We start from the raw sequence: 24,962 nt of genomic DNA, 5'->3' as shown, positions 1-24,962 counted from the left end.
AGGACCCCGCCGACATCCGCCGATACGGGAGCGTCCGGGCCCCGCCTAAGATCGATTCATGACCGCAGTCGACTCCCCCGCGCTCGAGGCTCGTGTCCGCGACGCACTGACCGGCGTGCTCGACCCCGAGATCCGGCGCCCCATCACCGACCTGGGCATGGTCCGGTCGGTCGACGTCTCCGCGGGCGGGCACGTCGCCGTCGGCGTGGACCTCACCGTCGCGGGCTGTCCGATGAAGTCGACGCTGGTCAAGGACGTGACGGCGGCCGCGACGGCGGTCGAGGGCGTGTCCGGTGTCGACGTCGAGCTGGGCGTGATGACGCCCGAGCAGCGGTCCTCGCTGCGCTCGATGCTGCGCGGCGGTGTGGGCGACCCCGTCATCCCGTTCTCGCAGCCGGGCTCGATGACCAAGGTGTTCGCGGTGGCGTCGGGCAAGGGCGGCGTCGGCAAGTCGTCCGTCACGGCGAACCTCGCGGTGGCCCTGGCCGCCGACGGCCTGTCGGTCGGCGTGATCGACGCCGACATCTACGGCTTCTCGATCCCCCGGATGCTCGGCGTGGACCGGCAGCCGACCCGGGTGGACAACATGCTGCTGCCGCCCATCGCCCACGGGGTCAAGGTGGTCTCGATCGGCATGTTCGTGCCGCAGGGCCAGCCGGTGGTCTGGCGCGGACCGATGCTGCACCGCGCGCTGGAACAGTTCCTCGCGGACGTGTTCTGGGGCGACCTCGACGTGCTGCTGCTCGACCTGCCCCCCGGCACGGGCGACATCGCCATCTCCGTGGCGCAGCTGCTGCCGTCGTCCGAGATCCTCGTGGTCACCACGCCGCAGGCCGCGGCCGCGGAGGTGGCCGAGCGCGCCGGGTCGGTGGCGACCCAGACGTCGCAGGGCGTGGTGGGCGTGGTCGAGAACATGTCGTGGCTGGAGCAGCCCGACGGCACCCGCCTGCCGATCTTCGGCGAGGGCGGCGGCGAGCAGGTCTCGGCGCGGCTCACCCAGGTGATCGGCAAGGAGGTGCCGCTGCTCGGGCAGGTGCCGCTCGACGTCGCCGTCCGCGAGGGCGGGGACAGCGGCACCCCCGTGGTCCTGACGGCGCCGGACTCGCCCGGGGCGAAGGTGCTCCGCGAGGTCGCCTCCGCGCTGGCCACCCGCAAGCGGGGGCTCGCGGGGATGCAGCTGGGGATCAACCCGGCGTGACGCGGGGCCGGCTCCGGTAGGTGAGCCTCCGCACGAACACCTCGGCGGGCCCGCCCCCGGGTGAACACCGGGCGGGCCGCTCGCCTCGGCCGGCTCCTCCTTCGAGGCCCAAGTTTTCTTCGCTTTGGGGCGGCTCAAAGCGAAGAAACTTAGGCTTCGAAGGGGATGCGCCAGGGAGCGCGGTCGGTCGTACACCCGTCGAAGATTCGCCAGCAGCAGATCCGCGTGCCCCGCCGCCCCCGATGCGGTTCGGTGGGCACCATGCGAATCCTGGTGCTCGGCGGAACTGTCTTCCTGTCCCGTGCGGTGGCGGAGGCCGCCCTGGCCCACGGCCACGACGTCGTGTGCGCGGCCCGCGGCGTGAGCGGCACGGTGCCGGAAGGCGCCACGCTGGTGCGCTGGGACCGCGCCGAGGCGGTACCCGCCGAGCTGACGGACACGGAGTTCGACGCCGTCGTCGACGTCTCCCGGATCCCGTCGCACGTGCGCGGCGCCGTGGCGGCCTTCCCGGACGCCCACTGGACCTTCGTCTCGACCGTCAACGTCTACGCCGACACCGCCACGGTCGGCGGCACGCCGGCCACGCTGCCCCTGCTCGACCCGGTCGAGACCGACGAGGACCCGAGCGCCGGCCCCGAGCTGTACGGCGCCATGAAGGTGGCCTGCGAGAACATCGTCCGCACGGGCACGGCGGCGGCCCTCGTGATCCGGCCAGGCCTGATCGTCGGGCCGGGCGACCCGAGCGGCCGGTTCACCTACTGGCCGGCCCGGTTCGCCCAGGCCGCCCAGGACGGCCTGCCGGTACTGGTCCCCGAGCCCGTGGACGACCCGGTCCAGCTCGTCGACGTCCGCGACCTCGCCGAGTGGATCGTCACGGCCGCGGAACAGGGCACCACCGGCGACTTCGACGCCGTCTGCCCGCCGCTGCCCCGCGCCGAGCTGCTCGCGCAGGTGGCCGAGGGCACGGGGGCTGACCCGGAGCTGGTCGCCGTCGCCCCGGAGGTCCTCGCCGAGCACGAGGTGGCGCAGTGGTCGGGGCCGCGGTCCATCCCGTTCTGGGCGGGCGACCTGGTCGACGGCGGGTTCATGACGCACGACGTCACGTCCTCGCTGGCTGCAGGCCTGACGATCCGGCCGATCGACCAGACCGCGCGGGACACCCTCGTCTGGCTCCAGGCCACGCCGGACGCCAAGGTCACGGGTCTGACCCGTGCCGAGGAGCAGGAGGTGCTGGCCGCCGTCCGGCCCTGAGCGGATCGCCCAGGCAAGCGTATTCCCACCCGCGCGCCGAGGACCTACCGTTGTCTCCGGGTACTCCGGACGAACGATCCGACCGGGACCGTTCCCGACCTGGACAAGGAAGTCCTCATGACGCAGAGCACACACCGGCGGCGCGCCCTCGCGGGCAGCGCCGCCCTCGCCGTCGCGCTGACGACGGCGGGCCTCGCCGTCGGACCGTCGGCGGCGGGCTACGGCGAGGCCGTGATCGAGCCCGTCGAGACCGACCTGGCCGGCAAGGACTGGGTCACGACCCACGCCACCAGCAACGATGCGGCGGCAGGCCGCGCGGTCGACGGGGACGAGAGCACCGCGTGGACGCCGTCGGCCAGCACCCGGAAGGGCAAGAAGGACCAGGCCCTCACCCTCGACCTGGGCGGCGCCTACGACGGTCTGCACAAGATCGAGGTCGTGCTCGCGGAGGCGACACCCGCCCGCTACGTCGTCGAGACCTCGGCCGACCACAGGCGATGGACCACCGTCGCCGACCACCGCGACGGCCGCAGCGGAGCGGCCGGGGCCACCGCCCTGGTCGACCGCGACGGCACCCGCTACGTGCGCGTCCGGTTCACGGACGCCGGCCGAGCACCCGGCGTCGCCGAGATCCACGCCTACAACTATCTGCGCGACGACCTGAGGCTCGGCGCCGACCTGTCCTACGCCGACCAGGAACGCGACCAGCCGTACTACCTCGACGCGGAGGCGGCCCTGGCGGGCGAGCCGGACCCCGGCCCGCACCTGCTCGACGTCGTCCAGGACCGTGGCATGGAGCACCTGCGCCTGCGCATCTGGAACGACCCGCGCGACGAGACCACCGGCGTCGAGACGGACCCGGCCTACCAGGGGCCGGAGCGGTCGCTCACGGTCGCCCGCGAGATCGTCGACCGCGACATGAGCCTCGGCATCGACTTCCACTACGCCGACAGCTGGGCCGACCCGAGCAAGCAGCCCAAGCCGCGGGCCTGGGCCGAGCTGCCGTTCGACGAGCTGACCGCTCAGGTCCACGACTTCACCGCGGACTACCTGACCCGCCTCAAGGAGCAGGGCACCACCCCGGCCAAGGTCGCGGTGGGCAACGAGGTGATCAACGGGTTCCTGTACGGCAGCGAGGCGCGGATCATCGGCACCACCGCCCCGCAGTACTTCACCGACGAGGCCGACGTCTACCAGTCCCAGCCCGGCGGCGGCCTGCTGTGGGACTACTGGCGCAGCGACGACCCCGCCGAGCAGCGGCTCTACACCGAGCAGTGGGACCGGTTCGCCACGCTGATGGCGTCCGGCATCGAGGCGGTGCGTGAGTCGTCCCCGGAGTCCGAGGTCGAGATCCACGCGATCGTCGACACCGGCCGGCTCGACAAGACCATGGAGTTCTGGACCCAGCTCCTGACCCGGCTCGAGGCCACCGACGCCGCCCCGGACGTGCTGGCCCTGTCCTACTACCCGGAGTGGCACGGCAGCCCCGAGGAGCTGGAGCACAACCTGCACACCATCGCCGACGCTTTCCCGCGGTACGCGCTCGACGTCGCCGAGACGGCCTACCCGGCGGAGAGCTGGCCGCCCGGCGACCCGACGCCGCTGCCCAACTCGCCGTTCCCCGTGACCGTCCAGGGCCAGGCCGACGCGATCCAGCGCGTCTTCCAGGTCGCCAACGACGTGCCCGGCAACCGGGTCCAGGGCGTGCTGGTGTGGGAGCCCGCGAACTGGCAGCCCATGTTCACCTGGGTCGAGACCGGCTCGGGCTGGTTCCCCGAGGCCAACGCGTCGCTCGACGTCTTCCGCGAGAGCGACGTCACGCACGTGCTGCAGGACGACGTCCGCGTGGTCACCCGGGTGGACGACGACGTGCGGCTGCCCCGCACCGTGGACGTGCTGTCGCCGGGCGACCGCCGGGCGGCGCGCACCGCCGTCGTCTGGCAGGCCGTGCCCGGCGACGCGACCGCCGCCCCGGGCACGTTCACCGTCGCCGGGACGACGGAGTACGGTCCGGTCACGGCGACGGTTCACGTGCTGCCCGGCCGTTGACCGAGTTCCACCAGATACACCCCTGAAAGGATCCTCATGCCTGAGACCTCCAGCTTCGCCCCCGGACCGCGCTTCGACGGCTGGCTGACCGACGTCGAGCGGATCGGCTACGGCGGCGACTACAACCCCGAGCAGTGGCCCGAGGAGGTCTGGGCCGAGGACGTGCGGCTCATGAACGAGGCGGGGGTGAACCTGGTCAGCCTCGGCATCTTCAGCTGGGCGCTGCTGGAGCCGCGCCCGGGCGAGTTCGACTTCGGCTGGCTGGACCGCATCATCGGGCTGCTGCACGACGGCGGCGTACGGATCCTGCTCGCCACGCCGACGGCGGCCCCGCCCGCCTGGCTGTACGCGGCCCACCCGGACGCCCGGGTGGTCGACCGGGACGGCACGCCGATGGGCCCGGGCGGCCGCGGGCTCATGGCGCCGACCGCCCCTGCCTACCGGGAGGCCGCGCTGCGCATCACCACGGCCCTGGCCGAGCGGTACGGCACCCACCCGGCCCTGGCCGGCTGGCACGTGCACAACGAGTACGGCGCGCCCGTGGCCCTGGACTACTCGGTCCACGCCCAGCGCGCGTTCCGCGTGTGGCTGCGCGAGCGGTACGGCTCGCTCGACGCGCTCAACGCCGCCTGGGGCACCGCCTTCTGGGGCCAGCACTACGCCGACTGGGAGCACGTCCAGGTACCGGCGGCCGCCCCCGAGGCGGTGAACCCCGCGCAGCAGCTCGACTTCGCGCGGTTCTCCGACGCCGCCCTGCGCGCCTGCTTCATCGCGGAGCGTGACGCCGTCCGCGAGCACTCCTCCGCCCCGGTGACCACCAACTTCATGGCCGCGAGCTGCCCGGCCACCGACCTGTTCGCGTGGGGCAAGGAGGTCGACCTCGTCTCCAACGACCACTACCTCCGGGCGGCCGACCCGCGCGGCTACGTGGGGCTCTCGCTGGCGGCCGACCTCACGCGGTCGGTCGCGGGCGGCAAGCCGTGGCTCCTGCTGGAGCACTCGACGTCGGCCGTGAACTGGCAGCCGCGCAACGTCGCCAAGCGGCCCGGGGAGCTGGCCCGCAACTCGTTCGCGCACCTGGGCCGCGGCGCGGACGCGATCATGTTCTTCCAGTGGCGCGCCTCCCGATCCGGCGCGGAGAAGTTCCACTCCGCGATGCTGCCGCACGCCGGCACAGGCTCGCGGGTGTGGCGGGAGGTGACCGAGCTCGGGGCGAACCTCGGCAGGCTGACCGAGCTGCGCGGCTCGACGGTGCGGGCCGACGTGGCCCTGGTCTGGGACTACGAGTCGTTCTGGGCGCAGGACCTGGAGTTCCGGCCCAGCGAGGGCGCGCGTCACCGCGAGCGCGTGGACGCCTACTACGACCGGCTCTGGCGGGACGGCCACACGGTCGACCTGGTCCGTCCGGGGCAGGACCTGTCGGGGTACAAGCTGGTCGTCGCCCCGGCGTCGTACCTGCTCAGGGCAGAGGACGCCGCGAACCTCACCGCCTACGTGGAGGGTGGCGGCTCGCTGCTGGTGAGCTACTTCAGCGGCATCGTCGACGAGCACGACGCCGTGCACCCGGGCGGCTTCATGGCCCCGCTGCGCGACGCGCTCGGCGTGTGGGTGGAGGAGTTCCTGCCGCTGCGCGCGGACGACTCGCTCACGGTCGCGTACCGGGGGGCGGCGGGAGCCGGGGCCGCGAGCACCGGCACCACCGACCTCAACGGCACGGTCTGGGCCGACGACCTGGTCCTCGACGGCGCCGAGCCGGTGGGCACCTACGTCGACGGCCCCAAGCCGGGCGGCGCGGCGATCACCCGGCACCGGCACGGCGCGGGCACGGGCTGGTACGTGTCCACCGCCCTCGACGTCGACACGCTGGCCACGGTCATGACCGACGTCTACGCGGGCGCGGGCCTGGCGCAGTCGGGCACCGTGGACGGGCTGGAGGTGGTGCGCCGCCACGGCGACGCCGCCACCTTCACCGTGGCGATCAACCACACCGACGGCGACGTGAAGCTGCCCCTGGAGGCGCCCGCCACCGATCTGCTCACCGGGCAGGAGGTCGCGGGCGACGCGGACGTGCCCGCCGGGGCGGTCCGGGTGCTGCGCCAGGGCGCCTGACACGGCGTCCCGATGGCGAGCGCGCCGGTCTCGCTGCCTGACCGGCGGTCGGCCCGGCGCGCTCAACGGGCAATAATCAGGTACGTGACCACCATCAACTGGCTCGAGGCCTGGACCGCCGAGGACGGCGCGCACCGGGTCGACGAGCTCTTCACCCGTTCGTTCGACGGCTCCCCCGAGGGCGTCTGGTCCGCCCCCGGGCGGGTCAACCTCATCGGCGAGCACACCGACTACAACGCCGGTCTCTGCCTGCCGACGGCGCTGCCGCACCGCACCTACATCGCGCTGCGGCCGCGCGAGGACGACCTGGTCCGGCTGGTGTCGGCGCAGGCCGAGGGCGTCTGGGAGGCTCGCCTGTCCGACGTCGCGCCCGGCGCGGTGCAGGGCTGGGGCGCCTACGTCGCCGGCGTCGCCTGGGCCCTGGCGGAGGCCGGGCACAAGGTCGGCGGCTTCGACGCCGCCGTCGACTCGTGCGTGCCGTTCGGCGCCGGCCTGAGCTCCTCGGCGGCCCTGGAGGCCGCCGTCGCGGTGGCCCTCGACGCCGTGGCGGGCCTCGGCCTCACGGCGTCCGACGCCGGGCGCGCCGAGCTGGTCGACGCCACCCGCCGCGCCGAGAACGAGATCGCAGGCGCTCCCACGGGCGGGCTCGACCAGTCGGCGTCGCTGCGCTGCCGCGAGGGCTACGCCCTGCTGCTCGACTTCCGGCCGGGCCTGAAGCCGCTGGAGTCGGGCGTGCCCGTACCGTTCGACCTCGACACCGCCGGGCTCACGCTCCTGGTCGTCGACACCAAGGCCGAGCACTCGCACGTCTCCGGCGAGTACGGCGCCCGCCGCGCCTCGTGCGAGCAGGCCGCGGAGCTGCTGGGCCTGGAGTCGCTGCGCGAGATCGCGCCGACGCTCGGTGGCATGGGCATCGACCGCGCGCTGGCCGAGCTCGAGCCCCACGACCCCGACGGCGTGCTGCGCCGCCGCGTGCGCCACGTCGTCTCGGAGATCGACCGCACCGCGCGGTTCGCCGACCTGGTGCGCGAGGGCCGCGCGACCGACGTCGGCCCGTTCATGGTCGCCTCGCACGTCTCGCTGCGGGACGACTACGAGGTCTCCTGCCGCGAGCTCGACCTCGTCGTCGACTCCGCCATGGCCGCCGGCGCGCTCGGCGCGCGCATGACGGGCGGCGGGTTCGGCGGCAGCGCCATCGCGCTGGTCCGCCTGTCCGACGTCGACACGGTCGCCCAGGCGGTCGCGGACGCGTTCGCCGACGCCGGCCTGACGGCCCCCGCGTTCCTGCTGGCACCGCCGTCGGCCCCCGCCGGCTGAGCACGGCCGCACCGCCAGGGCCCCGCACCGTCAGGTGCGGGGCCCTCGTCCGCAAAGGCTTGGCTTCACCCCGTACTTTCATCCCCTTCCGGCCGGTACCTGCACTAGTGTCCAGCGGGCTGCCCTCTCACCGTCCCCGCCGCGAGGAGCCCCCATGGGTGCTGTCCGCCAGTACGTCTTCCCCACCGCCCGGATCATCATCTGGGCCGTGATCGCCGTCGCGCTCGTGGTCCTGGCGCTCAAGGGCGCCGAGCTCGACCCGCCGGACGCGCTGCAGCCCACGGGCGAGATCACCGAGGCGGTGATCCCCGTCGAGAAGGGCTCCGTCACCAACGCGGTCACGGTGCCGGCGTCCGTGGTCACCGACCCGCCGGTAGAGATCAAGGCCACCGCCAACGGCGTCATCGCCGAGATCCAGGTCGACGACGCCAAGGTCGACAAGGGCACCCGCGTCCTGTGGATCAAGAGCGAGGAGCCCGTCGAGCCCGTGGTCGAGGTCGACGACGAGACCGGCGAGGAGACCGTCACCGAGCAGGAGCCCAAGGTCACCTGGACCTCGGCCCTCGCGCCCGTGTCCGGCACCGTGGACGTCACGGCGCTCAAGGACCAGGCGGTGGCCGTGGGCGAGGTCATCGGCACGATCTCGCCCGGGACCCTCTCGGTCTCCGGCACGCTGACCGCCGACCAGCAGTACCGGCTGGTCGGCGCCAAGGGCTCCGCGCAGGTGACGCTCAAGGGTGGGCCGGCGCCGTTCACGTGCACCGGGCTGACGATCGGCGAGGCGCCCGGCGGCGCGGCCGCGGCGGGCGGCGAGGAGGCGGCGGGCGCGCCCGAGGCGGCCACCGGCGCCGTCCACTGCTCCATCCCGCCCAAGGTCACGGCGTTCTCCGGCCTGGGCGCCGAGATCGAGATCACCAACGGCAACGCCAAGGACGTCGTCGTGGTGCCGGTCAGCGCGGTGCTCGGCACCTCCCAGACCGGCCGGGTGTGGACCGTCAAGGAGGAGGGCGCGGAGCCCGAGCCCCGCGACGTGACCCTGGGGCTGACCGACGGGCTGCAGGTCGAGGTCACCAAGGGCCTGAAGGCCGGCGAGCAGATCCTGGAGTTCACGCCCGTCGACGACGGCACGGAGGGCGGTGTCGACTGCGAGGACATGGCCGCCTACGACCAGGCGGCGATGGAGGGCGACATGGAGACCACGCAGGCGTTCGAGGAGGAGTGCTTCGGATGACCGCAACCCCGCTCGTCGACCTGCAGGGCGTCACCCGGCACGTGGAGCTCCCGGACGGGAGCACGCTGGAGATCCTCCGCGGGGTGGACCTGACGGTCGGCCCCGGTGAGCACGTGGCGATCGTCGGCCGCTCCGGCACCGGCAAGTCCACGCTGCTGAACATCCTGGGCCTGCTCGACTCACCCACCTCCGGCGAGTACCTCCTGGAGGGCGAGCCCGTCGGCCGGCTGCGGAGCCGGGCCCTGGCCCGCCGCCGGGGCGACGACTTCGGCTTCGTGTTCCAGCAGTTCAACCTGCTGCAGGGCCGGACGGCGCTCGAGAACGTCGCCGCGCCCCTGCTGTACGCGCGCGGCAAGCAGTTCTGGAACCGCACCAGGCTCGCCACGCGGTCCCTCGAACGCGTCGGGCTGGGCGCACGCCTCGACACCCGGCCCGAGAAGCTCTCGGGCGGCGAGCAGCAGCGGGTCGCCATCGCCCGCGCGCTCGTGCGCGGGCCGCGCGTCATCCTCGCCGACGAGCCAACGGGCGCGCTCGACGTCGAGACCGGGCAGGCGATCATGACCCTCCTGGACGACGCCGCGAGCGAGACCGGGGCTGCCCTGGTGACCATCACGCACGACCTGGCGATCGCGGCACGCGCCGACCGCCAGTTCCGGCTGGCCGACGGCGTGCTGGTGCCCATCCACCTCGACGCTCCTGCGGCCGTGGCCGAGTCAACGCCGATGTCCGAGTCCGAGTCTGCTGGGATTCCCGCATGACCGGCGTCGTGGGCGCGATCGTCGAGGCCTGGGACGAGCTGCGGATCCACCGGGTCCGCGTGCTGCTCGCGCTGGTCGGCGTCGCCTGCGCCGTCACCGCGATCACCGGCATCACGGCCGCCGTGACGATGTTCGGCCAGGCCATGCAGGAGCAGAACGAGCGCATGTCGGGCCGCGACACGACGCTGGAGGCCTGGTCGATGGGTCCGGCCGAGGCCGGGACGACGCCGGCCGAGGTGGACGCGATCGTCGACGCCGTGGCCGAGCGGCACAAGATCTCGTACCACTCCGTGCGCGCGACCACCGACCTCGCGGTGCGCGGCGGGGAGAGCGGGACCTACGTCGAGTGGTCGGCCGTCGACGTCGACAGCGGGATCATCACCCGTCAGGACCTCGAGGCGGGCCGCTGGTTCACCGAGTCCGACGCCGAGCGGCTGGCCCCCGTGCTCGTGGTGAACCAGGCCTTCCTGGACGCCTACGCCGACGGCGCCCCCGTGACCACGCACCCGAAGGTGGTGCTCGAGGGCGAGTCGCCCGTGGCCGCCACCGTGATCGGCGTGGTGCCCGTGCAGTGGAACGACGAGGGACCGCGCGCCCTGATGCTGTTCGACCAGGCGGTGCGCTGGTTCCCCGACCGGGTGATGGCCGACAGCTACCGGTTCTGGGTCCCGCCGGAGCTCGCCGACCGGTTCGCCGAGGTGCTGCCCCGCGACCTGGCGGCGGCGGGCGTCCCGTTCGACGTGCAGAAGCCGATGGCGGACGCGCTGGTGATCGACCGCGTGCTGCAGTACCTGGTGCTCGGGGTCGGCGGGTTCGCGCTGCTCCTGGGCGGGCTCGGGCTGCTCAACATCGCGCTGGTCACCGTGCGCTACCGCATCCGGGAGATCGGCATCCGGCGGTCCTTCGGGGCCACCAGCGGGCGGGTGTTCTTCGGCGTGCTCATGGAGTCGGTGGTCGCCACCACCGTGGCGGGTGTGGTCGGCGTGGTGATCGCGGTGGCCGTGATCAAGAACATCCCGATCGACCGCATCTTCGGCCGGCCGCTCGACGACCTGCCGGGCTTCCCGTTCGACGCCGCCCTGGTGGGCATGGCGTGCGCCGTCGGGATCGGGGCGCTGGCCGGCCTGATCCCGGCGATCTACGCGGTGCGGGTCAAGGTGATCGACGCGATCCGCTACTAGAGCTCGTAGGTCGCCACGACCGGGGCGTGGTCGCTCCAGCGCTCGGCGTAGGTGGGCGCCCGGTCGACCTCGACCTTGCGGCAGGCGCCCGCGAGGGCCGGGTTGGCGAGCTGGTAGTCGATGCGCCAGCCGGAGTCGTTGTCGAACGCCGCGCCGCGCCACGACCACCACGTGTACGGGCCGGGGCCGTCACCCGCGTGGGAGCGGCCCAGGTCCGTCCACCGGTGCTCGTCGAGCCAGCGGGTCACGTACGCCCGCTCCTCGGGGAGGAACCCGGCGCTCTTCTGGTTGCCCTTCCAGTTCTTGATGTCCACGTTCTGGTGGGCGATGTTGAGGTCGCCCGCCACGACTGCCGGGACCTGCGCCGCGGAGAGCTCGGCGAGCCGCGCCGTCACCTTCTCCAGGTAGGCGTACTTGGCCACCATCGTGTGCTCCTGGCCCGGGTTGGTGGACCCGGAGTGCAGGTAGGCGGAGACGGCCGTGAGCGTGCCGCCGTCGGGCAGGCGCACGTCGGCCTCGACCCAGCGGCCGGTGTCGGCGCCGGTCTCCGCGGCACCGTCGGGCCCGTGGGTCGCGAGCCCCGTGCGGACGTCGCCGAGCGGCAGCCGGGACGCGACGAGCACCCCGGCGCGCCCCTTGACCTCGCTCTCCGCGTGTGCGACGTGCCAGCCGTCGAGCACCTCACGGACCAGCTTGTCGGGCGCCCGCACCTCCTGCAGCAGCAGGACGTCCGGCGTGCGGGTGGCGATCCAGGACTCGATGCCGCGGCGGACGGCGGCACGGATCCCGTTGACATTGGCGGTGGCGACGATCAGGGGCACCGGGAGAGCCTAACGGCCACCTCTGACAGAGGCGGATCACGCGCCCCGCCGGCGTCTGCTCATCGGCGAACTCTTGCTCGACCATCCGGCATGCAATATATTGGATGTCAGATGCGTTACGCGGGGGGAACGAAGACACCAGGTCTTCGACGAAGCAGGACCGATCGCAGAGAGAGGGCATCATGAACACCACCGCCACGAAGCAGACCATCGTCCTGGTCCACGGCGCCTACGCCGACTCGTCGAGCTGGAACGGCTCGATCACGGCACTTCGCCAGGCCGGCCACCGCGTGATCGCGGTCGCCAACCCGCTCCGCGAGCTGGAGCAGGACGCGCAGTACCTGCGTGACGTGCTCGCGACGATCGACGGACCCGTCGTCATCGCCGGCCACTCCTACGGCGGGCACGTGATGAGCCACGCGGCCGAGGGCAACCCGAACGTGACCGCCCTGGTCTACGTCGCGAGCTTCCTCGCGGAGCCCGGTGAGAGCCTGGTCGACCTCGTCGAGAAGTTCCCCGGGGCCAGGCTCGGCGGCGCGGCGCAGCCGTTCCCGTACACCACGCCCGAGGGCACGACGGCCACGGAGCTCTACATCGACCCCGCGCAGTTCCACGAGCTGTTCGCGGGTGACGTCGACGCGACCACGGCGGAGCACATGGCCGCCACGCAGCGTCCGCTCGGGCTCGCCGCCTTCGAGGCGCCGGCCGGCACCGCCGCCTGGAAGTCGATCCCGTCGTGGGTGCTCTCGGCGACGAAGGACCTCGCCGTCCCCGCGGAGCTCTCGCGCTTCATGGCCGAGCGCGCGGGCGCCACGCTCGTCGAGGTCGACGCCTCGCACGCCGTGACGGTCTCCCGGCCGGAGTCCGTGACGGACGTGATCCTCGAGGCCGCGCGGACCACCGCCCGCTGAACCCGTTCCGCCGCGCACCATGCGGTGCGCGGCGAGCACGGAGAACGAGCACCCGCATGGACACGATCATCCCCTTCGGCATCCCGCTCTGGGCCGAGCTCGCGGCGGTGGCACTGGGCGCGCTCCAGGGCGCGCTCTTCGCCGGCGCGTTCACCGACCGCCGCATCGACGTGCTGGGCACGGTGCTCGTCGGCATCGGCGTGGCGCTCGGCGGCAGCCTGCTGCGCGACATCCTGCTCGGCGAGCCGCCCGTGGTGATCTACGGGCCCTGGTACGTGCTCGTCGCGGCTGTCGCGGCCCTGGTCGGGCTGTCGCTGCGGCGGCTGTTCGCCCGCCTCGACCCCGTCATCATCCCGCTGGACGCCGTCGTCATCGGCCTGTTCGGCGCGATCGGCACCTCGAAGGCCCTCGCCCTCGGGGTGCCGGCCGTCCCGGCGGTGTTCGTCGGCGCGGCGGCGGCCGTCGGCGGCTCCGTGCTTCGCGACGTGACCCTCAACCTCCCGGTCGCCCTGCTGCACGTCGGGTCGCTCTACGCGGTCGCGGCAGCGGGCGGCGCCGCACTGCTCGTGGCGCTCGTGGCGCTCGGGGTCCCCGTGCTCTGGGCCGCCGTCGCCGCCGTGGTTCTCACCACCCTGGTGCGGCTGCTCGCCGTGCGTTACGACTGGAGGTTCCCCGAGCAGCAGGCCCTGGTCGTGCGACGCCGGCCGCGCTGAGCCTCCTACGCGGCGTCGTGCGCGGCCTGCAGCGCGGCGACGTCGATCTTGCCCATCGTCAGCATCGCGTTCATCGTGGCGATCTCGGCCGGCGTCGCGTACGAGCCGCTGAGCCGTTCGAGCTCCTTGGGGATCACCTGCCACGACACCCCGAACTTGTCCTTGCACCAGCCGCAGGCACCGGGTTCGCCGCCGTCGGCGGTCAGCACGTCCCAGTAGTGGTCGACCTCGTCCTGCCCCTCGACGGACAGGTAGAACGAGAACGCCTCGTCGAGCGTGAAGTGCGGTCCGGCGTTCAGCCCGATCACGGGCTGGCCCGCCACCGTGAACTCCACGACGAAGTCCGTGCCCGCCTCGGCACCCGGAGCGTTCTCCGGCGCCTTGACCACCCGCTCGACCGACGAGCCCGGGATGTGCTCGGCGTAGAACGCGGCCGCCTCGCCCGCCCTGTTGTTCCCGAACCAGAGATGGGTCCGCACACTCACCATGATGTCCTCCTGAGTCGGTCGGGGCCGTCCTCGGCCCCAGCATCAACTCTTCAGACGCCGCGGCAACCCGCAACTCATCGCCGCGGGCAGCCCGGGTCGCCGAGAACAGCGGTTGCTGCCAGTGAGCGAGCCCGCCTGGCAGCAACCGCTGTGGTCAACCCGAGCTCAGGCCAGCGAGCGCTCCGCCGACTCCACCACGTTCGCCAGCAGCATCGCCCGCGTCATGGGACCGACGCCGCCCGGGTTGGGCGACACCCAGCCCGCGATCTCGGCGGCCTCGGGCGAGACGTCGCCGACGACCCGCGACTTGCCCGTCTCCGGGTTGATCTCGCGAGAGACGCCGACGTCGATGAGCACGGCGCCCGGCTTGACCATGTCACCGGACACGATGCCCTTGACGCCCGCGGCGGCCACGACGACGTCGGCCCGCCGGACCAGGGCGGCGAGGTCCTGCGTGCCGGTGTGCGTCAGGGTGACCGTCGCGTTGACGGCGCGGCGCGTGAGCAGCAGGCCGATCGGGCGGCCCACGGTGACGCCGCGGCCCAGCACCACGATCTCCTTGCCGGCGAGCTTGATGCCGTGCCGCTCCACCAGCTCGATGATGCCGCGCGGCGTGCAGGGCAGCGAGGACGTGATCTCCTCGTTGACCCGCAGCACCAGGCGCCCCAGGTTCGTGGGGTGCAGGCCGTCGGCGTCCTTGTCGGGGTCGACGAGCTCCAGCACGCGGTTGGTGTCGATGCCCTGGGGCAGCGGGAGCTGGACGATGTACCCGGTGCAGGCCGGGTCCTCGTTCAGCCGGCGTACCGCGGCCTCGATCTCCTCCTGCGTGGCCGTGGCCGGGAGGTCCTCCCGGATCGACGCGATGCCGACCTCGGCGCAGTCGCGGTGCTTGCCCGCCACGTACCACTGCGAGCCGGGGTCCTCGCCGACCAGCAGCGTGCCGAGCCCCGGCACGACGCCGCGCTCGCGCAGTGCCGTGACGCGGTCCTTGAGCTCCGCCTTGATGGCGGCGGCCGTGGCCTTCCCGTCCAGGATCTGTGCGGTCATCGGCTCAGAGCCCCGGGTAGAGCGGGAACGCGGCGGTGAGCTTCTCGACCCGCGCCGAGAGGGCGTCGACGTCGGTCGCGGCGCCGTCCTTCAGGGCCGTCGCGATGATGTCGGCGACCTCGGTGAACTCGGCGTCGCCGAACCCGCGGGTGGCGAGCGCCGGCGTGCCGATCCGCAGGCCCGAGGTGACGCGCGGGGGGCGCGGGTCGAACGGGACGGCGTTGCGGTTCACGGTGATCCCGGCGTCGTGCAGGAGGTCCTCGGCCTGCTGCCCGTCGAGCTGGGAGTTGCGCAGGTCCACGAGCACCAGGTGCACGTCGGTGCCGCCAGTGAGCACGGACGCTCCGGCCGCGGCGACGTCGGGCTGCGAGAGGCGCTCGGCGATGATCGACGCACCCCGCAGCGTGCGCTCCTGGCGGTCCTTGAAGGACTCGGTCGCGGCGACCTTGAACGAGACGGCCTTGGCGGCGATCACGTGCATGAGCGGGCCGCCCTGCTGGCCCGGGAACACCGCGGAGTCGATCTTCTTGGCGTACTCCTCCTTGGAGAGGATGAAGCCGGAGCGCGGCCCGCCGATCGTCTTGTGCACGGTCGAGGAGACGACGTCGGCGTACGGCACCGGGGACGGGTGCAGACCCGCCGCGACGAGACCGGCGAAGTGCGCCATGTCGACCCAGAGCTTGGCGCCGACCTCGTCCGCGACCTCGCGGAACGCGGCGAAGTCGAGGTGACGCGGGTACGCGGACCAGCCGGCGATGATGACGTCGGGGCGGTGCTCCAGCGCCTTCTTGCGCACCTCGTCCATCTCGATGCGGTAGGACTGCGGGTCCACGCCGTAGGCGCCGACGTCGTACAGCTTGCCGCTGAAGTTGATCCGCATGCCGTGCGTGAGGTGGCCGCCGTGGGCCAGCTCGAGGCCGAGGATCTTGTCGCCCGCGTTGATCAGGGCGTGCAGCACCGCGGCGTTGGCCTGGGCACCGGAGTGCGGCTGGACGTTGGCGTGCTCGGCGCCGAACAGGTCCTTGGCGCGGGCGATCGCCAGGTTCTCGGCGATGTCCACCTGCTCGCAGCCGCCGTAGTAGCGGCGCCCCGGGTAGCCCTCGGCGTACTTGTTGGTCAGGACCGAGCCCTGGGCCTCCAGGACGGCGCGCGGCACGAAGTTCTCGGACGCGATCATCTCGAGCGTGTCGCGCTGGCGGGCCAGCTCACCGGTCAGGACGGCGGCGATCTCGGGGTCGAGCTCGGCGAGCGGGGTGGCGAGCGGGTCGGGGGTCGATGCGCTCATGGCTCCTCGATTCATGCGGGACGGGGAATGGTCGGACGGCGGTGGAGGGCACACGCGCCGCGACACGACTGGACCGGGCGTGCACCTCTCACAAGGTGACCCAGGGCCCAGGCGAACGACCCGTCGTCGGCATGACTCGTCGCTCCCCGGTGGTGATCCACCTGACGCCAGTCGCGACCCGAAGATCGTAGCAGCGGCGGCCGGAGCCCGTCCCGCGCGGCCACCACGCGCCCACCGTGCACCCGCCAGGCGTCCGGCCACCGGCCAGGAACCGCGGGATTGCAGCGAAAGTACCTGAGACCCTTTTGCGATTCACCCCGACGTCGCTACTGTGCGGCCATGCCCTCCCCCGTGTCACCGGACGCAGGCGTTCCGGAGCACCAGCCAGACCCGCGCCGCCGCTCCGGCCAGTTCGAGCCGGTCCAGCGCTCCAGCCAGTTCCAGCCCGTCCAGCGCTCCAGCCAGTTCCAGCCGCGGACCGGTCAGTTCCCGGCCCGGACCGGCGCGACCCCGCTGCCGTCCGGCCGGACCCAGCCGCCCGGCCCGGACCTGCCGTCCGGCGGGGGCGGCGAGGCCGACGGCAAGAAAGGCCGGCGCAAGGGCGGAGGCAGGCGGGACTGGATCTGGTCCGTCGTCGCCTTCCTCGTCGCCGCCGGCGTGATCGTCGCCGTGGGCGTGCACTTCTTCGGGCCCGACGGCACGGACGACACCGCCGCCGCGTGGGCGGTCGACGCCTGTGCCGGACCCGACCCGTCGCCCTCGGCCACGGACGGGGCCGACACCTACCGCCCCCTGCTGTGCGACGACCCCGACGCCACGGTCTCGATCCTCGAGATCCAGGACGCGGTGTCGCTGGCGCAGCTGCACTGCCCGGCCGGCACCGACGTCGTCTTCCAGAAGGACGGCCAGGCCGGCGGCGAGACGCAGGCGGTGTGCGCGCGCAACCTGGCCGACGACCACCCCGGGGACCCGGGCAAGGGCGGCGGACAGCTCGTGAGCGGCGACTGCGTGGACGGCAACGGCGGCGAGCTCGCCTGCTCGTCGGACGGCGCGCGCAAGGTCACGGCGCTCATCGTCAGCGGGATGGAGTGCCCCGAGGGCACCCAGGACAAGCTCGAGCTCGGGTACGACGCAGCCCGCAGCTTCGAGACGGTCTGCCTCGCCGGCTGAGCTCTGACCGGCGGCGTCATCCAGTGCTCACCCAGCCGAAACCAGCATTCATCGGGCATTGGCTAGATTTGCGACATGGGGCACCGGCGGCAGACCGTCTTCGAGCGTAACGTTCCGGCCAGGTCTGTCGTCGACCATGCCCTGGCCAGCACACGTCAAGCGGTGTTCTGGCAGGACGACCTGGGTGAGCCCGCGGCCTACCCCGCCCTGTCGGCCCGGGTGCGGGCCGACGTCGCCGTGGTCGGCGCCGGGTACGCCGGGCTGTGGGCGGCGCTGCGGGCCAGGCAGCGCCATCCCGGCGCGCGCGTGGTGCTGATCGAGGGCAGGTCCGTCGGCTGGGCCGCGTCGGGCCGCGGCCCCGGGTTCTGCGGGGCACGCCTCACGCACGGCGGACGGCCCGACGCCGACGAGCGCGCCGCGCTGACCCGGCTCGGCCAGGAGCACCTGGCGGCCGTCGGCTCCGCCGTGGCCGAGCTGGGCCTGGACTGCCCGTGGGAGCGCACCGGCGTGGTCGACCTGGCCGTGGAGCCCCACCAGATCGACTGGCTGCAGGACGCAGCGGGCGCCGCCGCCCGGGCCGGCGCACCGCACACCCTGCTCGACCGGGCCAAGGTGCGCGCCGAGATCGCCAGCCCCACCTACGAGGCCGGCCTGGTCCGCCCCGACGCCGTCGCGCTCACGCACCCCGCGCGGCTGGCCGCCGAGCTGGCGCGGGCGGCGAGCGCGCTCGGCGTCGAGATCTTCGAGCACACGCGGGTGACCCGGCTGGTGCCGCCGGGCCGGGGCGCGCACGGCGACGTCGTCCTGCGCACCACCTCGCCCGCGGGCGAGGCCGCCGTGCGGGCGGACCGCGTGGTGCTCGGGACGGGCGCGTTCCCGGCCCTGCCGCGGCGCTACCGCCGGCACACCGTGCCGGTGTACGACTACGCGATAGCGACGGAGCCGCTGTCCGCCGAGCTGCTGGGCGCCATCGGCTGGCGCGGCCGGCAGGGGCTGCGGGACCTGGCCCACCGGGCCCACCGCTACCGGCTCACGGCCGACGACCGGATCGTGTTCGGCGGGCACGACGCCGTCTACCACTACGGCGGCCGCGTGCGCCGCGCGTACGAGAACCGGCCGGAGGCCTCCCGGCGTCTCGCCGAGCACCTGCTGACGACGTTCCCCCAGCTCGAGGGCGTCCGCCTCACGCACCGGTGGGCCGGCGCGGCCGGCGTCACCACCGGTTGCGGCCCGTTCCTCGGTCAGGCCGCAGGCGGACGCGTGCAGCACGTGGCGGGGTTCGCCGGACTCGGCGTCGTCGCGACGCACTTCGCGGCGGAGGTGGCGCTGGACCGGTTCGACGTGCTCGACGGCGCCGCGGAGACCGAGCGCTCCGCGCTCCGCACCCTGCGGCAGGTCCCGGCCCCGTTCCCGCCGGAACCGGTCACGGCGGCCGGGCTCCGCGCCGTGGGCCGGTCGCTGGACGGCGCCGACCACGGCCACGGACGCCGCGACGTGCTGCTCCGGTCCCTGGACGCGCTTGGCCTGGGCCGCGATACCTGATTGGCTGCGGCGAACACCCGACGTCGAAGGAGCACGAAGTGGCCAAGCCCCCGGTCCCGGAGCACATCGCGAAGGTCCTCGAACGCCCGAACCACGCGGTCATGGCGACCGTCCGGCCCGACGGCGCGCCCGTGTCGGTGGCCACCTGGTACCTGTACGAGGACGGCCGGGTGCTGCTGAACCTCGACGGCACGCGCAAGCGCCTGGACCACCTGCGGGCGGACCCGCGCGTGTCCCTCACGGTGCTGGACTCCGAGAACTGGTACCGGCACGTGAGCCTCCAGGGCCGCGTGACGATCACGCCCGACGAGGGCCTGGCCGGCATCGACCGGCTCTCCGTCCACTACGGCGGCAAGCCCTACCCGAACCGCGAGAACCCGCGGTTCGACGCGTGGATGGAGATCGAGTCCTTCCACGCGTGGGGCTTCTGACCTACTTCTCCTGCGGCACGGGCTGCGCGCCCGCGGCGCCGAGCACACGGCGCAGGTAGGTGTACGTCAGGTCGCCCGCGGCCTTGTCGTACTGCTCCTCGTACCCGTGCTTGGTGTACAGCGCGAGGTTCTGCTTGGAGTCCTTGCCGGTGAAGACCCAGATCTCCGTGGTCTGCTCCGGCAGGTAAGGGAGCACGGCGAACAGCATCTCGGTGCCGATGCCGCGGGCCTGCTTGTCCGGGGCCACGGCGAGGCGGCCGAGGGTCGCCTTCTCGCCCTCGATCTCGACGCGCACCGAGCCGATCATCCGGTGGCCCTCCCACGCGCCGATCGTCACCACGTCGTCCCGCGCCAGGTCCTCGCGCAGCTCGGCGAGCGTCTGGGTCAGCGGGGGGATGTTCGGGTCGTCGTACAGCTGGGCCTCGGTGACGAACGCGGCACGGCGCAGCGTGAGGAGCTCGCCCGCATGGTCGTCCTCGACCAGGGCGATCGTCGTGGTGGAGTTGCTCATGGGTCCATGGTGGCAGAGGTGACACGCCCGGGTCGACGGCGACCACGGTCCGGTCGGGCGTGTCGGTGGCCCGGCGTAGGTTCGGGGGCATGGAGCACATCGAGGTGCGGCCCGCCCTCGGGCGGTACGACGACTTCTACGAGGTGGTCGGCGTCAAGAAGCCGGGCGGCAAGGGCTGCTGGTGCATGGCCTACCGGGACAGCCGCGTCGCGCAGGAGGACCGCCCCGGTTACATGCGGGACCAGTGCGCCACCGAGCCCGGCCCCGGCGTCCTGGTGTACGTGGACGACGTCGTCGCGGGCTGGTGCTCGGTCGCGCCCCGCTCCACGTACCGGCGGCTCATGAACACGCGCACCATCCCGTTCGTCGACGACCGCGACGCCTGGGTGGCGGTGTGCTTCGTGGTCCGCGCGGGGTTCCGGAGACGGGGGCTGATGCACCACCTCCTGGCCGGGGCCGTCGAGCACGCCCGGGCCCATGGCGCCGAGGTGGTCGAGGGGTACCCGGTCGACGCCGGCGCGGAGCGGGTCGACGTGATCAGCGGGTACGTCGGCACGGTGCGCATGTTCGAGGCGGCGGGCTTCGAGCGGGCGGCCGAGACCGGCGGCGTGAGCGGCGGCCGACGGCGCTGGGTGATGCGCCGCGAGCTCTCACGGGACGACATCCCGCCGGTCGCCGCGCCGGGTTAGCCTGACCGCGTGAACGACGCGACCGCTGCCACCCACTGGATCCTGACCCTGTCCTGCCCGGACCAGCCGGGAATCGTGCACGCGGTGGCCGGGATGCTCGCGGAGCACGGCGGCAACATCACGGAGTCGCAGCAGTTCGGCGACCCGGCGTCGGGCCTCTTCTTCATGCGCGTACAGGTCGAGTCGACGGCGTCGCGCGACGAGCTCACCGCCGCGATGACGCAGGTGGCGGGCCGGTTCCAGATGACGTGGACGCTCGACGTCGTGGGCCGACGGATCCGCACGCTCGTCATGGTCTCCAAGGCCGCGCACTGCCTCGTGGACCTGCTGTACCGGGAGCGGTCGCAGCGCATGCCGATCGACGTGGTCGGCGTGGTGGGCAACCACCGCGACCTGGAGGACATCGCCGCGTTCTACGGCAAGCCGTTCCACCACGTGCCCGTCACCAAGGACACCAAGGCCGAGGCGGAGGCCACGCTGCGCGGCCTGGTCAAGGAGACCGACGCCGAGCTCGTGGTGCTGGCCCGGTACATGCAGATCCTGTCCGACGAGCTGTGCCGCGACCTCAGCGGGCAGGTCATCAACATCCACCACTCGTTCCTGCCGTCGTTCAAGGGCGCGGGGCCGTACCGGCAGGCGCACGACCGCGGCGTCAAGATCATCGGCGCCACGTCGCACTACGTGACCGGCGACCTCGACGAGGGCCCGATCATCGAGCAGGACGTCGAGCGTGTGGACCACTCCCGCACGGTCGAGGACCTGGTGGGCATCGGCGAGGACGTCGAGCGCCGCACCCTGGCCCGCGCCGTCCGCTGGCACGCGGAGCGCCGGGTGCTGCTGGACGGCCGCCGCACGGTCGTCTTCCGCTGACCGGGCGGCGGCCGTCCCGTCAGCCCTTGACCGCGCCCGCCAGGGCGAAGGCCGAGCCCGAGATGCGGGTGACCAGCACGTACAGGCCGAGCACCGGCGCGGCGTACAGCAGCGAGTACGCGGCGAGCTGTCCGTAGGCGACCGACCCGTACTGGCCGAAGAACGCGAAGATGCTCACGGCCGCCGGCTGCTTCTCCGGGGAGAGCAGCAGCACGAACGGGACGAAGAAGTTCCCCCACGCCTGCACGAACACGAAGATGAACACCACCGCGATGCCCGGCCGCATGAGCGGCAGCACCACGCGGCGCAGCGCCTGCATCGCGGACGCCCCCTCGGTCCACGCCGCCTCCTCCAGCGAGATCGGCACCGAGTCCATGAAGTTCTTGGTCATCCAGATCGCCATGGGCAGCGACGTCGCCGCCATGAAGAAGATGGTTCCCGGCAGCGAGTCGAGCAGGTTGAGCTGCACGAACAGCGCGTACACGGGGACCATGATCGCCGTGATCGGCAGGCAGGTGCCGAACAGCACCGAGTACAGGAAGTACTTGCCGAATCGCATGCGGTACCGCGACAAGGGGTAGGCCGCGAGCACCGCGACCACCACCGTGATGGCCCCCGACCCCGCGGACAGCACGAACGCGTTCCACAGCGGCAGCCAGGTGAGCTCCGGCGTCATGATCGCCGCGAAGTTCGCGGTGGTCACGGCGTCGGGCAGCCCGAAGGAGAGCGTGGCCTGCGCGTCGAACGACGCGACCACCACCCACGCCATCGGGAGCACGAAGCACAGGGCGATCACCAGCAGCACCACGTTGGCGGCCACCTTGGTCGCCGTGCCGCGGGGCGCGGCCAGCGTGCCGAGGCCGCTCCGGGCCGGCGCGGCGGGCCTCGTCATCGTGTCCGTCATCAGTCCACCTCCGGTCGGAGCGCGCGAATGTAGATCACGGAGAAGATCCCGCCCACGATGATCATCACGGTCGCGATGGCCGTGCCGTAGCCGACCTGCGCGAACTTGAACGCCTCCTGGTAGGCCAGGATCGGCAGGGTCGAGCTGTCGGTGCCGGGTCCGCCGCCCGTCATCACGTAGATGAGCGTGAACACGGACAGGGTCTGCAGCGTGGTGAGCATCAGGTTGGTCGAGATGCTCCGCCTGATGACCGGGAGAGTCACCCAGGCGAGCCGCTGCAGCCCGTTGGCGCCGTCGAGCTGGGCGGCCTCGGTGAGCTCGGGCGGTACCTCCGCGAGCGCGGCCGAGTAGACCATCATCGAGAAGGCCGTGCCGCGCCAGATGTTGGCGAGGATCACCGCGAGCATCGGGGTGGAGTAGAGCCAGTCCGGCCCCGTGATCCCGATGCCGCCGAGCAGCGTGTTGAGCGTGCCCTCGGAGTGGAAGAACGCGTACGCGGCGAACGCCGCGACGATCTCGGGCAGCACCCACGCGGCGACGACGACCGTCGAGGCGATCGAGCGCACCGGCTTGACCGCCGAGCGGAGCAGGCCGGCCAGGGCGATGCCCATGACGTTCTGCCCCACCACGGCGGAGAGGAACACGAACACGACGGTGAGCCACAGCGACTTGGGGAAGTCGGGGTCGCCGATCAGCGCCACGTAGTTGTCGAACCCGATCCACTCCGGGTTCAGGGCGGTGGGCCCGGTGAGCGCGGTGTTCGTGAACGAGCCGTAGAACGACCAGATCACGGGGCCGAGCATGAAGAGCGCGAGCAGGACGACGGCGGGCGCGAGCGGAACCACCCGCGCCACGCCGCGGGACGAGACGGCCATCAGGTCAGCCCTGGACCGTGTTCTCTTCGCCGACGATGCCCGTCACCGCTTCGTCGTAGGCAGCCGCCGCCTCCTCCGGTGTCTGCTGGCCGGTCATCACGGCCTCCATCGCGACCATGATCTCGTTGGAGACCTTCGGGTAGTCCGACGTCGCGGGCCGGAAGTTGGTCACGTCGACGAGGCCGGTGAAGAACTCGGTGGTCGGGTTCGTCGCGGTGTACTCCGGGTCCTCGGCGACGTCCGTCCGCACCGCGATCTGGCTGTTCGCGACATCGAACCAGAGGGAGTTTTCGCGGTTCAGCGCCATCGAGATGAACTCGAACGCGGCGTCCGGGTTCTTGGAGCCGGAGCCCATCGCGAGGGTCCAGCCGCCCGACATGCTCACGGCGCCCGGGTCGGCGCCGTCCTGGGTGGGCATCGGGGCGGTGCCCATCTTCTCGGACCACTCGGGCCACGGCGCGACGCCGGACTCGAGCCAGTTGCCCGCCACCCACGAGCCGTCGAGCGCGATGCCGACCTTGCCCTCGGGCAGCCACTCGGCCTGCACGGTGTTGCCGATGTTGGTGTCGAGCGCCTGCTGCGGCGTCGGCGCGAGCCCCTCGGTGAACACGGTGGTGATGAAGTCGAGGCTGTCGACGAAGCCCTGGGAGCCGAGCACCCACTTGCCGTCCTCGTAGAGGGTGTCGCCGGTGCCGTACAGCAGCATCTCGAAGCCCTGCATCACCGCGGCCTCGCCCTGGGGCTTGCCGGAGTACATGTTGAACGGGACCACGTCGGGGTCGGACTCCTTGATGGCCCGGGCCGCCTCCAGCAGCTCGTCCCACGACTTCGGCGCCCAGTCCTCGGGCAGGCCCGCCTTGGCGAGCACGTCCTTGTTGAACCAGAGACCGCGCGTGTCGGTGCCCATGGAGACGCCGTAGGTCTTGCCGTCGTCGCCCGCGCCCGCCTCCTTGGCGCTGTCGACGAACTGGTCCCACTCGTCCCACTCGGCCAGGTAGTCGTCCAGCGGCGCCAGGTACCCGGCCTCGACGTCGGACTTGATCATGTACGTGTCCTCGTACATGACGTCCGGCGCGGTGCTGGGCGACCGGTTCATCAGGGCGAGCTTGGTGAAGTAGTCGTTCTGCTGCGCCTCGATGGGCACCAGCTCGACGGTGATGCCGGGGTTGGCCTTCTCGTAGTCGGCCTTGACGTCCTTGAACAGCTCGTCGGCCTGCGTGAAGTTGCCGAACTTCTGGTAGGCCACCTTGATCGTGGAGGAGTCCGAGCCGCCTCCGCCGGAGCCGCAGGCACCGAGCGAGAGGGCGAGTGCCGCTGCAGTGACGGGTGCGATGAGGAATCGTGCCGTGCGCATGAAGCTCCCTTGCGTCGTGCGAACCCGGCAACGCCGCCGGGCCAACTGACGCACACGATTCACCCCTGGCGGGCCCGAGTCAAGGGACTCCGCCGAAGAGATGTCAGCGCTGTCACCGACCGCTGCCGAGAGGAGGCGCTGAGCAGCCGCTCAGCAGGCGGGCGACGACCGTGACTTCAGGCGTCACGGTCGCCGCCCGCCTGCTGAGCGGCTGCTCAGTGGTCGGTCAGCGGCCCCGGGGGTCCGTCAGGACCGCC

At 72.5% G+C, this 24,962-nt stretch carries 23 protein-coding genes and 1 riboswitch; of the genes, 15 read left to right on the top strand and 8 right to left on the bottom strand.

Annotated features, from left to right (window positions below; all coding sequences use genetic code 11):
* Nucleotides 1–58 precede the first annotated feature (58 nt).
* The 8 genes from QRN56_RS11200 to QRN56_RS11165 all read left to right on the top strand — a co-directional run bounded on the left by QRN56_RS11200 (nt 59) and on the right by QRN56_RS11165 (nt 11,094).
* Nucleotides 59–1,198 carry an Mrp/NBP35 family ATP-binding protein gene (locus tag QRN56_RS11200; protein ID WP_285103218.1) on the top strand — a complete coding sequence of 380 codons (1,140 nt, stop codon included), beginning with the start codon at nt 59–61 and terminating at the stop codon, nt 1,196–1,198.
* Nucleotides 1,199–1,459: 261 nt separating this feature from the next.
* Entirely contained in the window at nt 1,460–2,449 is a 990-nt protein-coding gene (locus QRN56_RS11195) for an NAD-dependent epimerase/dehydratase family protein (protein WP_285103216.1), read from the top strand.
* 117 nt (nt 2,450–2,566) lie between these two features.
* Nucleotides 2,567–4,498 (top strand): glycosyl hydrolase 53 family protein, encoded by a 1,932-nt coding sequence (locus QRN56_RS11190; RefSeq protein ID WP_285103214.1) that lies wholly within the window; start codon nt 2,567–2,569, stop codon nt 4,496–4,498.
* Nucleotides 4,499–4,534: 36 nt separating this feature from the next.
* Nucleotides 4,535–6,607, top strand: a complete 2,073-nt coding sequence (locus QRN56_RS11185) for a beta-galactosidase (protein WP_285103212.1) — start codon at nt 4,535–4,537, stop codon at nt 6,605–6,607.
* 84 nt (nt 6,608–6,691) lie between these two features.
* Nucleotides 6,692–7,924, top strand: a complete 1,233-nt coding sequence (gene galK, locus QRN56_RS11180; RefSeq protein WP_285103210.1) for a galactokinase — start codon at nt 6,692–6,694, stop codon at nt 7,922–7,924.
* A 154-nt stretch (nt 7,925–8,078) separates the two neighbouring features.
* The gene (locus QRN56_RS11175; RefSeq protein WP_285103208.1) at nt 8,079–9,155 is read left to right on the top strand and encodes a permuted SH3 domain-containing protein; all 1,077 of its coding nucleotides are present in this window, start codon (nt 8,079–8,081) and stop codon (nt 9,153–9,155) included.
* A complete protein-coding gene (locus QRN56_RS11170; RefSeq protein WP_285103206.1) occupies nt 9,152–9,913 on the top strand; it encodes an ABC transporter ATP-binding protein in 762 nt (253 codons plus the stop codon). The genes QRN56_RS11175 and QRN56_RS11170 overlap by 4 nt, the downstream gene beginning before the upstream one ends.
* Nucleotides 9,910–11,094 (top strand): ABC transporter permease, encoded by a 1,185-nt coding sequence (locus tag QRN56_RS11165; RefSeq protein ID WP_285103205.1) that lies wholly within the window; start codon nt 9,910–9,912, stop codon nt 11,092–11,094. The genes QRN56_RS11170 and QRN56_RS11165 overlap by 4 nt, the downstream gene beginning before the upstream one ends.
* On the opposite strand, the gene QRN56_RS11160 is transcribed toward QRN56_RS11165, so the two are convergent.
* The gene (locus tag QRN56_RS11160) at nt 11,091–11,915 is read right to left on the bottom strand and encodes an exodeoxyribonuclease III (RefSeq protein WP_285103203.1); all 825 of its coding nucleotides are present in this window, start codon (nt 11,913–11,915) and stop codon (nt 11,091–11,093) included. The two genes, QRN56_RS11165 and QRN56_RS11160, sit on opposite strands and share 4 nt — an antisense overlap.
* Before the next feature lie 182 nt (nt 11,916–12,097).
* Here QRN56_RS11160 and QRN56_RS11155 point away from each other — a divergent pair, with 182 nt between their 5' ends.
* Both QRN56_RS11155 and QRN56_RS11150 read left to right on the top strand, forming a co-directional pair.
* Nucleotides 12,098–12,826, top strand: a complete 729-nt coding sequence (locus QRN56_RS11155) for an alpha/beta fold hydrolase (RefSeq protein ID WP_285103201.1) — start codon at nt 12,098–12,100, stop codon at nt 12,824–12,826.
* A gap of 56 nt (nt 12,827–12,882) precedes the next feature.
* Nucleotides 12,883–13,539 carry a trimeric intracellular cation channel family protein gene (locus QRN56_RS11150; RefSeq protein WP_285103199.1) on the top strand — a complete coding sequence of 219 codons (657 nt, stop codon included), beginning with the start codon at nt 12,883–12,885 and terminating at the stop codon, nt 13,537–13,539.
* A 5-nt stretch (nt 13,540–13,544) separates the two neighbouring features.
* Here QRN56_RS11150 and QRN56_RS11145 read toward each other — a convergent pair whose 3' ends face one another.
* The 3 genes from QRN56_RS11145 to glyA all read right to left on the bottom strand — a co-directional run bounded on the left by QRN56_RS11145 (nt 13,545) and on the right by glyA (nt 16,359).
* Nucleotides 13,545–14,027 (bottom strand): VOC family protein, encoded by a 483-nt coding sequence (locus QRN56_RS11145; RefSeq protein ID WP_285103197.1) that lies wholly within the window; start codon nt 14,025–14,027, stop codon nt 13,545–13,547.
* 165 nt (nt 14,028–14,192) lie between these two features.
* Nucleotides 14,193–15,074: a bifunctional methylenetetrahydrofolate dehydrogenase/methenyltetrahydrofolate cyclohydrolase gene (locus QRN56_RS11140; RefSeq protein WP_285103195.1), complete on the bottom strand. Its 882-nt coding sequence runs from the start codon at nt 15,072–15,074 to the stop codon at nt 14,193–14,195.
* Nucleotides 15,075–15,078: 4 nt separating this feature from the next.
* Complete coding sequence (glyA, locus tag QRN56_RS11135) at nt 15,079–16,359, bottom strand: serine hydroxymethyltransferase (RefSeq protein ID WP_285103193.1); 1,281 nt, start codon at nt 16,357–16,359, stop codon at nt 15,079–15,081.
* Between the two features lie 98 nt (nt 16,360–16,457).
* Nucleotides 16,458–16,544, bottom strand: a riboswitch (ZMP/ZTP riboswitch).
* A 154-nt stretch (nt 16,545–16,698) separates the two neighbouring features.
* On the opposite strand from glyA, the gene QRN56_RS11130 reads away from it, so the two are divergent.
* The 3 genes from QRN56_RS11130 (at nt 16,699) to QRN56_RS11120 (ending at nt 19,502) form a co-directional block, all read left to right on the top strand.
* Nucleotides 16,699–17,529 (top strand): hypothetical protein, encoded by an 831-nt coding sequence (locus QRN56_RS11130; protein ID WP_285103192.1) that lies wholly within the window; start codon nt 16,699–16,701, stop codon nt 17,527–17,529.
* A 75-nt stretch (nt 17,530–17,604) separates the two neighbouring features.
* Nucleotides 17,605–19,071 (top strand): NAD(P)/FAD-dependent oxidoreductase, encoded by a 1,467-nt coding sequence (locus tag QRN56_RS11125; RefSeq protein ID WP_285103191.1) that lies wholly within the window; start codon nt 17,605–17,607, stop codon nt 19,069–19,071.
* Nucleotides 19,072–19,109: 38 nt separating this feature from the next.
* On the top strand, nt 19,110–19,502 hold the full coding sequence (locus QRN56_RS11120) for a PPOX class F420-dependent oxidoreductase (protein WP_285103189.1): 393 nt from the start codon (nt 19,110–19,112) through the stop codon (nt 19,500–19,502).
* A gap of 1 nt (nt 19,503) precedes the next feature.
* On the opposite strand, the gene QRN56_RS11115 is transcribed toward QRN56_RS11120, so the two are convergent.
* On the bottom strand, nt 19,504–20,013 hold the full coding sequence (locus QRN56_RS11115; RefSeq protein WP_285103188.1) for a GNAT family N-acetyltransferase: 510 nt from the start codon (nt 20,011–20,013) through the stop codon (nt 19,504–19,506).
* A gap of 89 nt (nt 20,014–20,102) precedes the next feature.
* On the opposite strand from QRN56_RS11115, the gene QRN56_RS11110 reads away from it, so the two are divergent.
* Nucleotides 20,103–20,702, top strand: a complete 600-nt coding sequence (locus tag QRN56_RS11110; protein ID WP_285103186.1) for a GNAT family N-acetyltransferase — start codon at nt 20,103–20,105, stop codon at nt 20,700–20,702.
* Nucleotides 20,703–20,711: 9 nt separating this feature from the next.
* Nucleotides 20,712–21,572 (top strand): formyltetrahydrofolate deformylase, encoded by an 861-nt coding sequence (purU, locus tag QRN56_RS11105; protein WP_285103185.1) that lies wholly within the window; start codon nt 20,712–20,714, stop codon nt 21,570–21,572.
* 19 nt (nt 21,573–21,591) lie between these two features.
* Here the strand turns inward: purU and QRN56_RS11100 are convergent, their stop codons facing one another.
* The 3 genes from QRN56_RS11100 to QRN56_RS11090 are packed head-to-tail and all read right to left on the bottom strand — an operon-like array spanning nt 21,592 to nt 24,705.
* Nucleotides 21,592–22,476 carry a carbohydrate ABC transporter permease gene (locus tag QRN56_RS11100; RefSeq protein WP_285103184.1) on the bottom strand — a complete coding sequence of 295 codons (885 nt, stop codon included), beginning with the start codon at nt 22,474–22,476 and terminating at the stop codon, nt 21,592–21,594.
* Complete coding sequence (locus QRN56_RS11095; protein ID WP_285103182.1) at nt 22,476–23,351, bottom strand: carbohydrate ABC transporter permease; 876 nt, start codon at nt 23,349–23,351, stop codon at nt 22,476–22,478. Before QRN56_RS11095 ends, QRN56_RS11100 begins: the two co-directional genes overlap by 1 nt.
* A 4-nt stretch (nt 23,352–23,355) precedes the next feature.
* Complete coding sequence (locus QRN56_RS11090) at nt 23,356–24,705, bottom strand: extracellular solute-binding protein (protein WP_285103180.1); 1,350 nt, start codon at nt 24,703–24,705, stop codon at nt 23,356–23,358.
* Nucleotides 24,706–24,962: the final 257 nt, after the last annotated feature.

The organism is Promicromonospora sp. MEB111 (assembly GCF_030209445.1).
Taxonomy (GTDB): Bacteria; Actinomycetota; Actinomycetes; order Actinomycetales; family Cellulomonadaceae; genus Promicromonospora.
Note: the sequence above shows the minus strand (reverse complement) of the source record. Positions and strands in the feature narration are given on the sequence as shown.

Coding starts and splice junctions, on each gene's coding strand:
- QRN56_RS11090 (WP_285103180.1), bottom strand. CDS start 24,705: ATGCGCACGGCACGATTCCTCATCGCACCCGTCACTGCAGCGGCACTC.
- QRN56_RS11125 (WP_285103191.1), top strand. CDS start 17,605: ATGGGGCACCGGCGGCAGACCGTCTTCGAGCGTAACGTTCCGGCCAGG.
- QRN56_RS11140 (WP_285103195.1), bottom strand. CDS start 15,074: ATGACCGCACAGATCCTGGACGGGAAGGCCACGGCCGCCGCCATCAAG.
- QRN56_RS11150 (WP_285103199.1), top strand. CDS start 12,883: ATGGACACGATCATCCCCTTCGGCATCCCGCTCTGGGCCGAGCTCGCG.
- QRN56_RS11165 (WP_285103205.1), top strand. CDS start 9,910: ATGACCGGCGTCGTGGGCGCGATCGTCGAGGCCTGGGACGAGCTGCGG.
- QRN56_RS11115 (WP_285103188.1), bottom strand. CDS start 20,013: ATGAGCAACTCCACCACGACGATCGCCCTGGTCGAGGACGACCATGCG.
- QRN56_RS11110 (WP_285103186.1), top strand. CDS start 20,103: ATGGAGCACATCGAGGTGCGGCCCGCCCTCGGGCGGTACGACGACTTC.
- QRN56_RS11170 (WP_285103206.1), top strand. CDS start 9,152: ATGACCGCAACCCCGCTCGTCGACCTGCAGGGCGTCACCCGGCACGTG.
- glyA (WP_285103193.1), bottom strand. CDS start 16,359: ATGAGCGCATCGACCCCCGACCCGCTCGCCACCCCGCTCGCCGAGCTC.
- QRN56_RS11175 (WP_285103208.1), top strand. CDS start 8,079: ATGGGTGCTGTCCGCCAGTACGTCTTCCCCACCGCCCGGATCATCATC.
- QRN56_RS11195 (WP_285103216.1), top strand. CDS start 1,460: ATGCGAATCCTGGTGCTCGGCGGAACTGTCTTCCTGTCCCGTGCGGTG.
- QRN56_RS11095 (WP_285103182.1), bottom strand. CDS start 23,351: ATGGCCGTCTCGTCCCGCGGCGTGGCGCGGGTGGTTCCGCTCGCGCCC.
- QRN56_RS11200 (WP_285103218.1), top strand. CDS start 59: ATGACCGCAGTCGACTCCCCCGCGCTCGAGGCTCGTGTCCGCGACGCA.
- QRN56_RS11190 (WP_285103214.1), top strand. CDS start 2,567: ATGACGCAGAGCACACACCGGCGGCGCGCCCTCGCGGGCAGCGCCGCC.
- QRN56_RS11130 (WP_285103192.1), top strand. CDS start 16,699: ATGCCCTCCCCCGTGTCACCGGACGCAGGCGTTCCGGAGCACCAGCCA.
- QRN56_RS11100 (WP_285103184.1), bottom strand. CDS start 22,476: ATGACGGACACGATGACGAGGCCCGCCGCGCCGGCCCGGAGCGGCCTC.
- QRN56_RS11185 (WP_285103212.1), top strand. CDS start 4,535: ATGCCTGAGACCTCCAGCTTCGCCCCCGGACCGCGCTTCGACGGCTGG.
- QRN56_RS11155 (WP_285103201.1), top strand. CDS start 12,098: ATGAACACCACCGCCACGAAGCAGACCATCGTCCTGGTCCACGGCGCC.
- QRN56_RS11145 (WP_285103197.1), bottom strand. CDS start 14,027: ATGGTGAGTGTGCGGACCCATCTCTGGTTCGGGAACAACAGGGCGGGC.